Origin of the sequence: Paenibacillus sp. RC84 (assembly GCF_041260495.1) — a bacterium.
In the GTDB taxonomy this organism is placed as follows: Bacteria; Bacillota; Bacilli; order Paenibacillales; family NBRC-103111; genus Paenibacillus_F.
On record NZ_JBGBYL010000007.1, the window covers coordinates 125,115 to 136,904 of the forward strand.

Annotated in this window: 9 protein-coding genes; 5 read left to right on the forward strand and 4 right to left on the reverse strand. The window is 50.3% G+C overall.

All coding sequences use genetic code 11. From position 1 onward, the window contains the following. Positions 1 to 153: 153 nt before the first annotated feature. The 5 genes from ABH899_RS17090 (at position 154) to ABH899_RS17110 (ending at position 7,256) form a co-directional block, all read left to right on the forward strand. Positions 154 to 1,137 carry a helix-turn-helix transcriptional regulator gene (locus tag ABH899_RS17090; RefSeq protein ID WP_369998519.1) on the forward strand — a complete coding sequence of 328 codons (984 nt, stop codon included), beginning with the start codon at positions 154 to 156 and terminating at the stop codon, positions 1,135 to 1,137. Between the two features lie 192 nt (positions 1,138 to 1,329). Continuing rightward, positions 1,330 to 2,292 carry an ABC transporter substrate-binding protein gene (locus tag ABH899_RS17095; protein ID WP_369998522.1) on the forward strand — a complete coding sequence of 321 codons (963 nt, stop codon included), beginning with the start codon at positions 1,330 to 1,332 and terminating at the stop codon, positions 2,290 to 2,292. A 40-nt stretch (positions 2,293 to 2,332) separates the two neighbouring features. Further along, on the forward strand, positions 2,333 to 4,165 hold the full coding sequence (locus ABH899_RS17100; protein WP_369998524.1) for an ABC transporter ATP-binding protein: 1,833 nt from the start codon (positions 2,333 to 2,335) through the stop codon (positions 4,163 to 4,165). Then, positions 4,134 to 5,888, forward strand: a complete 1,755-nt coding sequence (locus tag ABH899_RS17105; protein WP_369998527.1) for an ABC transporter ATP-binding protein — start codon at positions 4,134 to 4,136, stop codon at positions 5,886 to 5,888. Before ABH899_RS17100 ends, ABH899_RS17105 begins: the two co-directional genes overlap by 32 nt. Positions 5,889 to 6,227: 339 nt before the next feature. Further along, positions 6,228 to 7,256, forward strand: coding sequence for a lytic polysaccharide monooxygenase (locus tag ABH899_RS17110; protein ID WP_369998529.1), 1,029 nt, complete (start codon positions 6,228 to 6,230; stop codon positions 7,254 to 7,256). 155 nt (positions 7,257 to 7,411) lie between these two features. Here the strand turns inward: ABH899_RS17110 and ABH899_RS17115 are convergent, their stop codons facing one another. The 4 genes from ABH899_RS17115 to ABH899_RS17130 form a co-directional block, all read right to left on the reverse strand. Then, complete coding sequence (locus ABH899_RS17115) at positions 7,412 to 8,185, reverse strand: hypothetical protein (RefSeq protein ID WP_369998532.1); 774 nt, start codon at positions 8,183 to 8,185, stop codon at positions 7,412 to 7,414. Positions 8,186 to 8,296: 111 nt separating this feature from the next. Next, the gene (locus ABH899_RS17120; RefSeq protein WP_369998534.1) at positions 8,297 to 9,478 is read right to left on the reverse strand and encodes an alpha/beta hydrolase family protein; all 1,182 of its coding nucleotides are present in this window, start codon (positions 9,476 to 9,478) and stop codon (positions 8,297 to 8,299) included. A gap of 369 nt (positions 9,479 to 9,847) precedes the next feature. Beyond that, complete coding sequence (gene nagA / locus ABH899_RS17125; RefSeq protein WP_369998537.1) at positions 9,848 to 10,993, reverse strand: N-acetylglucosamine-6-phosphate deacetylase; 1,146 nt, start codon at positions 10,991 to 10,993, stop codon at positions 9,848 to 9,850. Then, positions 10,983 to 11,777 carry a DeoR/GlpR family DNA-binding transcription regulator gene (locus ABH899_RS17130; RefSeq protein WP_369999043.1) on the reverse strand — a complete coding sequence of 265 codons (795 nt, stop codon included), beginning with the start codon at positions 11,775 to 11,777 and terminating at the stop codon, positions 10,983 to 10,985. Before ABH899_RS17130 ends, nagA begins: the two co-directional genes overlap by 11 nt. Positions 11,778 to 11,790 lie beyond the last annotated feature (13 nt).

Genomic DNA, 11,790 nt, shown 5'->3' on the forward strand with positions numbered 1-11,790 from the left:
AGAAGCCGCCAAGTGGGCGGCTTTTTCTGATTTCATACTAGAAATTGTTCTTCCATACCATGAACCCTAAAATGAACTCCTTGACAATGATAATGATTATCAATATCATTAAAGCAGCCAGCGATTAGAAAAATTCGGAATGGTGGGAAAAGGATGACTGAATCTGTTCATGACAACGTGAATCAGTTTTTTGATCAAATGGATTTTTTCTATCGTTCTTTGAACCGGACAGAGAATATGGAGAGAAGCGATTCGACAGGTGAAGGTTTTGCTTTGCGCATCGTACCGAGACCTGAACTGATTATTGTTCTCACCAATTGTACGTTATATAAGAACAAACAAGTTAATTTCCGGTTCGACATTCCGATGGTGGAACTGTCGATCTGTCTGGAAGGGGAGGGAGCTGGCCAAGTTAACGGCCTTGAGATTCCACTATGTCCGAATACGGTTAATCTCGGTCTTATGGGGCATGGGGCCGGAGAATTTTGTTTTGTCGGCGGCCGCTCTCTCGTAACGGCAAGTATTTATATTCCGGTATCGTCTTTCAATCATTATCTTGAAAACATCGTCCAGGGCAAAACGGCCGATTTCCATCGTCTGCTCGGCTCCAAATCATTCCATCAGTACAGACAAGCGATAAATCCCGCCATGCTCCAGCTCGTCCGGCAGCTTATTCATATGCCTTTCTCCCAGGCAATCCGCAACATCCATATGGAATGTAAAGTTCTTGAAATGCTCTCTTTATCGTTTCAGCAGCTGCTGTTTGAAAACGAACCCAGTCCTTCCGCGTTTTCCATGACTCGAAGCGAGCTGGAGAAGATTCGCCGCGCGAGGGAAATTTTGCTGGAACGGATGGAGTGTCCGCCGTCTTTGCTGGAGCTGTCCCGGATCGCCGGGTTAAACGATTTTAAATTGAAAGCCGGATTCAAGAAAGTTTACGGTACGACCGTATTCGGATATTTGCGCGAGCAAAGACTGGAAAAAGCGAAACAATTGCTTCAGAGCGGCCGATTCCGGGTGGGGGAGGCTGCGGCTTACGTCGGATACACGAATTCCAGTTATTTTGCCGATGCTTTCCGCAAGCACTATGGGGTTAATCCGGGAGAATTCATGAGGAGTTCCTCGACTGTTTTTTGATCGCTACGTTCTTTCATTTAAGAGACGCCGGATGCCTGCATCCGGTGTTTTTTTATTAGATTCGCCCGATAAAAAAATCCGTCTGACCGCTTTAAAATCCGTATGGAGGCGGCAAGGAAGAAAGAATTGGTATAGGATGTTGATTGATCGAGAGTGAAAATCATTATCAACAAAGAGAGAGGGTTAGCAAACATGATACGCAGCCGTATAACGTTACCTTTTTGGGCAGCAGCCCTGTTTATTCTTCTTGTGACGGGATGTTCCCATGCAGAGAAAACCGTTTCCCCGGAAGCGGGTAGTCCATCAAGCGGACCCGCAGCACAAACGACCGGTGAAAAGGGGGCGTTCCCGCGTGCGATCCAACATGCGAAAGGTTCGCTTGTGATCGATAAGAAGCCGGAGAAAGTAGCTACCCCATACATCGTTTATTTGGACTACTTGACCGTACTCGGCGAGCCGCCGCACGCTTCGCAGGGGATGGATATGATCGCCAGTTTCCCTAATTTGAAGAAACGGCTCGAAGGCAAGCAGGTAATGGATCTTGGCCGGGAACCGAGTATGGAAAAGCTGCTGGCCGCATCCCCCGATTTGATTATCTCGGAAGATGAAAACAAATTTACTGAATACAACAAAATCGCCCCGACTGTCATTATACCGCACAGCGAGGACTGGAAGGCGCAGCTTCGGATCATCGCTAAAGTCATCGGAGCCGAAGAGAAAGCGGAAAGCGTCATTGCCGATTATGAAAAAAAAGCGGCCGAATACAAAGAAAAGCTGGCGTCAAAACGCGGAGAGACGGTCTTGGCCGCCATGTTCAGCGGAAAAGAGTTCACTACTTTCAACAGAAGCCGGATGCAGGTTTTCTATGAGGATCTGGCATTAACGCCGGTCGAGGCGTTTAAGCAGGGGGGGAATTTTAATCTGGAAGGACTGGCGGAAGCCGATCCGGATTATCTGTTCATTGTGAATAACTATGTCCAGCCCGTTGCCGGCGGTGTGATGGCTTCGATGAAGGACAACCCGATCTGGAACCGTTTAAAAGCGGTGAAGAACAACCGTGTATTTGTCCTGGACGACACTTCGGTTATCGGGCCGATGCCGCTCGGAAAAATCGTGGCGATCGATGAGATTATGAAAGCCATGAGCGGACAGTAAATCGGGATAATCCACTGTTAATAGAATAGGAGCGAATCTTATGAGCAACAAGTCTGGCGTGGCCCGGCTGCTGCAGATCGCGGAAGAGAAGCGAGGTCTTCTCGTAGTTTCCGGTATATTGTCCGCACTTAGCGCGATCGGCCAGCTGATTCCCTACATATCGGTTTATTTTATCCTGAAAGAGCTGCTTGCTCATGCGGCACATCCTGCCGAAGCGGACGGTGCGTTGATGGTCCGATGGGGAATCATCGCCCTGCTGGGGCTAATCGGGAGTCTTGTTCTGATGTACGCGGGAGGATTGATATCCCACATCGCTGCCTTCCGGATTTTGTACGGCCTGCGAATCAAACTGTCTTCCCACATCGGAAAGCTGCCTTTAGGCTGGCTGAACGGCACGTCTACCGGAGCGGTGAAGAAGACACTGGAGCAGAACGTGGAGAAAGTTGAAACATTCGTCGCCCATCAACTGCCGGATCTCGTTCACGTCGCGGTGACAACTCTTCTCATGATTACCGTGATGTTTTATTTGAACGTATGGCTGGCATTTGCCTGCATCGTGCCGATTCTGGTCGGCTTCGGCGTACAAATCATTCTGATGACAGGACCGGAGACGAAGAAAAACGTTAAAAAATACCATGATGCGCTGGAGAGGTTAAACAGCTCGGCGATTCAATATGTGCGCGGAATGCCGGCCGTGAAGGTGTTCGGGCAGACGGTGCATTCTTTCCGCAAGTTTTATGCCGATATGATTTACTATCGTGATTACTGCGTGAAATACACCGACCAGTTTCAGAACGGTTTTCTGATTTTTAAAGTGATTCTGGTTTCGTTTGCGGCCTTCGTGCTGCCGGTCGGCGTATTTCTGCTCAGCCGCGATCCGGGCAACGTCGCCTTCGCTTCCGTGCTGCTGTTTTTCCTTGTCATGGCGCCGGGTGTGTCGGCTCCGATGTTTAAGATTATGTACTTGATGTCAACCCTTCGTGATATCGGCGAAGGGGTAGAACGTATCGACCGTCTATTGGCGGAAAAACCGATCCCGGAACCCGAACGTCCGGTTAGACCCGATCAATATGAGGTCACATTTGATAAGGTGAGCTTCTCGTACGAGGCGAAAGCCGGAAGCGGCGAAGCGCTCTCGAATATTTCGTTCACCGCCGCACAAGGGCAGGTTACAGCGTTGGTCGGCCCGTCCGGAGCGGGCAAATCTACCGTAGCGAATCTGGTTCCCCGCTTCTGGGACGTTAATCAGGGCGCTATCCGTATCGGCGGTGTCGACGTGCGGGATATGTCTGTTACGGACTTAATGGATACGGTCGCTTTTGTCTTTCAAGAGACATTTCTTTTTTACGATACGGTGTATAACAATATCGCGGTAGGCCGGCCGGGCGCCGCTGCGGAAGACGTGTATGCGGCCGCAAGAGCGGCACAGTGCCATGAGTTTATCGGCAGGCTCCCTCAGGGTTACGAGACCCGGATCGGCGAAGGCGGCGTTTACTTGTCAGGGGGCGAGGAACAGCGGATTGCCGTAGCGCGTTCTATCTTGAAAAACGCGCCCGTTCTCGTACTGGACGAAGCTACCGCATTTGCGGACCCGGAGAACGAAAATGAGATGCAGCTTGCCCTCAAAGAGTTAATCCGGGGCAAGACGGTTCTTGTTATTGCCCACCGGCTCCATGTGATCCGCGATGCGGATCAGATCCTTGTTCTGAGCGGCGGCAGACTTACCGAACAAGGTAAGCATGACGAGCTGGTTGCCGCAGGCGGCCTTTACGCCAGAATGTGGCATACCTACACGGATTCGGAGAAATGGCATATCGGCATGAAGAAGGAGGCGACAGACGATGGATTTACTGCGCAACATCACGGCAGGTAACCCCCGTGCGTTGATCAAGCCGGTGTTTTATACGACGCTGGCCAATCTGATCGGAATTGTTCCGTTCGCCCTGCTAGTGGAAGCGGCACGGCTCATTTTCGAACCGTTTGCGTCACCCGGGGCCGCTCTTCAAGCAGAGCGGCTGTGGTGGGTATGCGGTGGCATGGCCGCCTCTCTGGTCCTTATGTATGTCAGTGAAGTCCCGGCATACCGTTCCCAATTCCGTCAAGCATACAGCGCCGCGGCGGAAGGGCGGACGCGCTTGGCCGAGCATTTGCGCAAGCTGCCGCTCGGTTTTCTGAACAAACGGGATCCCGGAGATCTCGCAAACATGATGATGGGCGATTTTACTATGGTCGAGCATGGTATTTCTCATCTTGTTCCGCAAATGATCGGCGCGCTTGTCATGCCGGTTCTCGCTATTGCGGGATTGTCATTTCTGGACTGGCGTATGGCGCTTGCCTTATTCGCCGCGTTTCCGCTCGCTGTCGCGCTCGTGATGCTGACTTCCCGAATTCAGCATAAGCTTGGCGCCAACCATATGCGCGCCAAAATCGATGCCGCCAACCGTCTGCAGGAGTATCTGAACGGCATCCGTGTCATCAAAGCCTACAACGTGACGGGGGAGAGCTTTACAAGGCTGACCCTATCGTTCAGGGAGCTGATGAGGCAAAGCATCCGGATTGAAGGGCTGCTAGGGCCGATCGTCCTGAGTGCGATTGCCTGTATCCGCGCCGGCCTTACCTTCATGATCATGGTCGGCGTTCATCTTCTGCTTGGAGGCAGTCTGGATCTGGTCGTGTTTGTTTCTTTTCTCATCGTCGGCACCCGGATTTACGATCCGCTAACCGCGGCGCTCGTAAATTATGCGGAATTCCGATATCACGAACAAGCGGGTGAACGTATTGTACGGCTTCTTCAAGAGCCGGTTATGCCGGGTAAAAGCCAGCCTCCGGCGGCTTATGATATCGAGCTGGAGCAGGTCACATTCGGTTATAACCGGCAAACGGTGCTCAATGAAGTGAATCTGTTCATCCCAGCCGGTACGTTTACGGCACTTGTCGGTCCTTCGGGCAGCGGCAAAAGCACGGTTTTGCGTCTGATCGCGCGTTTCTATGATCCTGTTGGGGGAAAAGTTCTTCTGGGCGGCGAAAATATCCGGGATATGGAGCCCGAAGCGCTGCTGAGCAAAGTATCCATGGTCTTTCAGGATGTGTATCTGTTTCAGGATACGATCGCGGGCAACATCCGCTTCGGACGCAATAACGCCACGATGAAAGAGATCGAGGAAGCGGCGCGCCAGGCTTGCTGCCACGATTTCATCATGAAACTTCCGAACGGTTACGATACCCTTGTCGGAGAAGGAGGAAGTACGCTCTCCGGAGGTGAGAAGCAGCGGATTTCCATTGCCAGAGCGCTTCTCAAGGATGCACCTATCGTCTTGCTTGACGAAGCTACGGCGTCACTGGACCCGGAGAACGAGGCCGTCATTCAGCAGGCGATCGACCGGCTTGTACAGGGCAAAACTGTCATCGTCATTGCGCATCGCCTGAAAACAGTTCGAAGTGCGGACAATATTGTCGTGCTGGATAACGGCAGCATCGTCGAGCAGGGCAGCCATTCCAATCTTCTGGCCGCGAAAGGGTTGTACGCCCGATTGTGGGATATCCAGCAGCAAACAGATACTTGGAAAATGATTGAACAAAACAGTACTTTAATTTAATGAACGGTTGAGAACACGAACACGAATTTATCCGTGCGAGGATCGCCGGGGTGAAGATTCATACCGATGCGGCGAAAGACTTCTTGATCGCCAAGCTGGGTGTTACAAGAAGGTGTTATATGCTCACAGAGAAGGAGACATTCCGTTACAGGGTCTCCTTTTTTTGTTAAAAAATTATTGTGATAGGCTCGGATCCGGCTTATAATATGGAAGATGTATCCACCAAGTGTCTGCTACACTACTATGGCTCGCTGCTAGATTTTTAGGGAGGTGATGTCGTTTAAAACAATGAAATGTAAGCGCTTTTGGCGTTGAAAACCCAAATTTGAGGAGGAATGAATGATGAATTTGGCTTTACCGAACCACGCATTGCTGCACAAACTGGTTGCCGCATGCGGAATGCTGCTGATGCTCGCTTTACTGATGGTTTTGTTTCCCGAAACCAGCTCGGCTCACGGATATTTGGATGTTCCCGCCAGCCGTGGGCTTTTATGCAAGAACAACGTGAACACGGATTGTGGAGGAGCCTCTTACGAGCCGCAAAGCGCCGAAGCGGGCAAAGGCTTTCCTAACGGAGGCCCCGGCGACGGTCACATCGCGAGCGCCGGCAACACCTTCCCCAAACTTGACGAGCAAACCTCGACACGTTGGAGCAAAGTTCCTATGAAGGCGGGCCCGCAGGCTTTCAAATGGCAGCTGAACGCCGCACACGCTACAACGACCTTCAAATATTTCATCACCAAGCCGGGCTGGAATCCGAACGCCCCTCTGACGAGAGCTTCCTTTGACTTGACGCCTTTCTGCCAAGTGGATCTGAACGGTGCAAGCCCTAGCAACTATTACACCACGAATTGTAACGTTCCCGAGAGAACCGGTTATCATGTCATCCTGGCTATCTGGGAAGTCTCCGGTGCGCCTACCGCTTACGTCAATGTAGCGGATGTAGATTTCGGCGGAGGCAGCGCACTTCCCGCTCCGACGAATTTGGCTTCCACAGCCGTAACGGACAACAGCGTTTCCTTGAGCTGGGCATCGGTAGCGGGAGCGGCTAGTTATCAAGTATACCGCGATAACGTTGCGGTAGGCACGACAACTTCGACCTCCTACACGAACACGGGCTTGTCGAGCGGCACTTCCTACAGCTTTACCGTGACCGCTATCGACTCCTCGGGCAAAGCATCTGCATCCTCTTCCGTAGTGACGGTCAAAACGACGGGCGGCAGCACAACGACGTATCCGGCCTGGAGCGCGACTACGGTTTATGTAGGCGGAAACAAGGTATCCTACAACGGTGTCAACTATGAGGCCAAATGGTGGACACAAGGCGAAACTCCGACGGGTACCAACGTATGGAAGGTCATTCCTTAACGTTTACGCAGCACAAGCCCTGGAGGCGGAAACCTCCAGGGCTTTTTTTGCATGGATATGGAATTCGGAGCGAAGCGCTTGACGGTTGCCAAGAATATATCCTTTAGAAGTCGCGTGAGGAATGAATAAACAGGGTTGGTTTCAGGTTCACAAGCTTAGTAGAGCGGCAGCGCGTCTTGTTTCAGGTTTTTAAAGGTATCGCCGGATTGATCCAAGAAACGGTCGGGCAATTGATAATACGCATCTCCCATCGACACGATTTTTAACTCCGGGATGATATACATGGCCATGCTAGTCCCGTCCTTAAGGTTAAACTTCAGTTGATACGATTTCCCCTGGGATTGCGCTTCCGCGATGCCCTCGAATTCCCGGTTGGTTAAATCCGCCGTTTTGGCCGTGTAAAGGCCTTCGATGATGGATTTCACAGAAGCAGGGTCCGTCATTTTCTTCAGCACGTCATTCCCCGCATGATTCAGAATATGGATGTCCCGCACATGTTCCTTAAGATTAGACATATCCAGATAATCCTTGGCAGTTATCGCGGAGTCGTTTACCTTCGCGACGATTTCCGCCAGGTAGAAGTTCTGTTCATATCGAACCGCAATCCGGAAATGTGAAGGGTACGCCGGGATCTCATACAGTTCCCCTCCGACGGCGAAAGTTGCGGCATAGTCCTTTTCCACATCGCTGCCTTCGATATTCTTCCCGGTCTCGCGGTTGAGATCAACTGCTAATGTTCCGAGCGATTTTACCGGTTCAGTTCCCGTGAACTTAAACGGAGCGCCATCGTCGACGAACGCATAACGATAGCCGTTGTACGTTAGAAATTTCCGGATTCCGGTCGGAGACGCGGACGGTGCCTGCTGCAAAATTTGCGGGGAGGCAGGCTGGAGAATAGAGGGGGACTCATAAAGCGCCAGCCCCGACACCAGTGCGACACAGGCAGCGACCGATCCCCATAGCGCATAGGATTTTTTATTCGCGCGTCTCGGGGAGCCCTGCTGGAAGGATGGATACCTGCCGCTGGTCCGGATTACATTCTATTCCGCCGCTAGAGTAGCTTTTTGAAATTCAACTTCCGGGTATTGGGGATGAGGACCATTGTCAAGCAGTTGACCGCCCTTCTTTTTCAAATGTTTGGTAAAGAAATCAAGCACATAGGAATTGACAATGTCAGCCCCTCTGTACCCGTTAATGCTCCCGGTCATACCGGTATATTTTAACATCGGCGTATAGAACTGCAGATCGGTGAAATTGAAATGGTCCGTTCCCCGTATATGAATGACCTGCCCGTTATGGGCGCCGACACTGTCCATCATCCGTTGTTCCTTCACCAGTTGTGCCCGGATACTGCCCGGAACCTCATTGTTTTTTATCGCCGCGGAAAGCATGGATCTTTGGTCGGAGTTAAGGAACATGAACGGCTTCGGCATCGGCCCTTTATCCTCCAGGTCATAAAGCGTTCCATCCATATCAATCCCGGCTTTGATCTTATCGTTGGAATAGGTGGCGTTAAAAGAAGTGGCGCCCCCGAACGAATGCCCCATGATACCTGTATGGGTTACATCCATCATGCCCTTCAAGCTGGAATTTGGATCTTGATTCAATTGTTCCATTTCCGAAAGGACAAACTGAATATCTGCTGCCCACACGGCTCCGACCTGCTTGGCATACGTGTAAAAATCATCTGCCGGCGTCTTTGTCTCGAACCCGGTTATCCGCCCGTCCGGGAAAAGGGTAGCCGCTGTGCTGTAGGTATGGTCGATAGCAGCTACTATGAACCCGTGACTGGCCAAGTTCTCTGCCTGAGAGACATGCAGCACGCTGCCGGTACCCATACCATGACTAATCAGTACCACGGGAGAAGGCGCGGAAGCGGGGAGAAGTTCAGCATTGAGATGGGAATAGCCGCGCGTATATTTCCAGTAATCGAGAATGAATGCGGGGACCTTGAACACTCCTGAGAAGTTTTCCTTGTATGTTCTAAACTGCGCCGGATCTTCGGGAAATAGCAGTTCCCCTTTTCCGGATTGAGGTTTTGCGGGATACCACACTCTAACCATAAGCTCGCGGTCATTTTTGGGGACGTTAGGATAGCTCTCTTGTCGCGTGAAATCCGTAAAGTGAAAGATTCGGGTTCCCACGGCCGCTTCTCCTCCTGGCTTTGGCAAAACCAATATCGGCATCGCCTGTGCCAAGAAAACAGAAAAACTCAGCAGCACGGCGACTATAAAATAGCCGATGTATCGTATTTTTTTCCGGGGTTTAACGGATTTCGGATTTCGATAAATCCTTATGGCAACCAGAATGAACAGGATAACCGCAGCGAAGTAGGAGGGGACCATTTGCCATCGGTAACCTTCCTGAATCAGATGAAGGCTCAGTGCGCAGACAGCCGCAAGGCCTGCACCCAGGCTGATTTTTCGATTCCTCATGAAAAGCAGTACCACCAGCAGAACCAAATTGGAGCCCATAAGTAGGACTTCATACAAACGCATAACAATCTCTCCCCGTTTTACATCTTTTTTCCTTCTCTATTGTAGAAATCCAAGGTTAAAGGTGAGGGGGGAGGGAGTTTAAATGTTGGTTAATTAGACGATAGAACCCTTAATCATTGTCCATTGTACTTGAAATTGTTCGTCTAACAAGACAAGATCGGCATCAAAACCCGCGGAAATCTTACCTTTGGCAGCAAGTCCTAACAGCCGTGCAGGTGAACTGGATGCCATTTTAACCGCGTCCGTTAAAGAAATACCGGTTTCTACGGTTAGACGAAGTGCCTCATTCATCGTAACCGTACTGGAAGCTAAAGTTCCGTCCTCAAGGCGTGCTACACCTTCGGAAACCGTAACGGGATGGCCGCCGAACATATATTTCCCATCACCGAGCCCCATGGCTTGCAGAGCATCTGTGATAAGTACCATGCCATCCGGTCCTTTGAGACGATGCATCATTCGAACGATCGCAGGATGCAAATGAATGCCGTCTACAATCGCTTGGAGGCTTACATGTTCTTGTTCAAAAGCGGCTACAACCAGACCGGGATCCCGATGATGAATCGGACGCATGCCGTTGAAACAATGCGTAACATGACTGGCTCCCGCTTCAAAGGCCTGCTTGGCCTCCTCGTATGTGGCATCCGAATGCGCGACGGCGATAATTACGCCCCTTTCCTTCAGAAAAGAGACGAGTTCCATACCGCCGGGTAATTCGGGAGCTATTGTAACCATCTTGATCAGCCCGTCCGCCTCATCAAAAATTTCTTTCATTTCAGTAAGATCCGGATGTCTTAAAAACCGTTCATTTTGCATCCCTTTGCGCTTCGGATTCAGGTAAGGACCTTCTAGATGAAGCCCGGCAATTTTGGCCCCGGCTTCATGCCCTGCGACACGCTTCACACTACGAATCATGGCTATTAATGCTTCAATCGTTGAGCTGACGGAGGTAACCAGAAATGAGGTGCAGCCCGTTGCTGCACAAGCTCGCGAAACCTCCTGAATACTCGTCTCGCTTCCATCCATCATATCGAAACCGTTGGCGCCGTGAATATGGACATCGATCATGCCCGGGATTAATAAGTGGCCTTGACCGTCCATAAATTCATATTCGCCCTCCGGAAGAGCAGATAGGGAACTTTCTATCCGTTCAATAATTCCGTCTCGTATCCAAAGTGTGGCAGACATACCGGAGTTATCTTCTTGAACCACGTTTACATTGTGCAAAATTTTAAGACTCATCTGTATATTCCTCCTCGTATTTGTCTTTCTCCTGACATTGTATAAGCGTTATATTTTTAGTATGAAGGACCTCTCTAATAGCGAAAGGCACTTCTTGATCGGTAATCAAAATATCTACAAAATCAAAATCCAACCGATAAACCGACTTGCTTGTAAACTTCGTAGAATCTGCCACAACAATGACCTGATCCGATCTGCGGGCCATCTCTTTTTTAACCGAAACATCCTCTTCGTACGGAAAGTAAAGCCCATCGGCTCGTATAGCCGTAGCCCCGATAAATGCCTTATCGGCTCTTAATTCCCTTAGCTTCTCGATGACGGAAGGTCCGTATAACAACCGGTTTTTGGCATGTAAATAGCCGCCGAGCACGTAAACTTGCAGATCTTCCCGACCGGAGAGAATCCCTACAATGTCTATGGAGTGCGTGACCGCCGTAATATGTTTAGCTGAAATTTGTTCGGCTGCGGACTGTACCGTAGTGGATACGTCCAAAATGACGGTTTCGTGATCTTGAACTAATTTAGCCGCTAACTTCCCGATTTTTCTTTTACTGTCTGTTTCGTCAATTAAACGTTCCTGATAAGTAGCTATTTCCTTCTGTAATTGAGGGAGAGCGACACCTCCGTGTGTACGAATAACGACCCCTTCTTGCACTAATTTAACAATATCTCTTCGGGCCGTATCCCTAGATACATTTAGAAGCGAACAAATATCCATCACACTCATCGCGTGGTGTTTATTAATATAGTCGAGTATCTTCAGTAATCGTTCTTCTTGATACATCATTTTCACCTCT

Coding starts and splice junctions, on each gene's coding strand:
- ABH899_RS17090 (WP_369998519.1), top strand. CDS start 154: ATGACTGAATCTGTTCATGACAACGTGAATCAGTTTTTTGATCAAATG.
- ABH899_RS17095 (WP_369998522.1), top strand. CDS start 1,330: ATGATACGCAGCCGTATAACGTTACCTTTTTGGGCAGCAGCCCTGTTT.
- ABH899_RS17100 (WP_369998524.1), top strand. CDS start 2,333: ATGAGCAACAAGTCTGGCGTGGCCCGGCTGCTGCAGATCGCGGAAGAG.
- ABH899_RS17105 (WP_369998527.1), top strand. CDS start 4,134: ATGGATTTACTGCGCAACATCACGGCAGGTAACCCCCGTGCGTTGATC.
- ABH899_RS17110 (WP_369998529.1), top strand. CDS start 6,228: ATGATGAATTTGGCTTTACCGAACCACGCATTGCTGCACAAACTGGTT.
- nagA (WP_369998537.1), bottom strand. CDS start 10,993: ATGAGTCTTAAAATTTTGCACAATGTAAACGTGGTTCAAGAAGATAAC.
- ABH899_RS17130 (WP_369999043.1), bottom strand. CDS start 11,777: ATGTATCAAGAAGAACGATTACTGAAGATACTCGACTATATTAATAAA.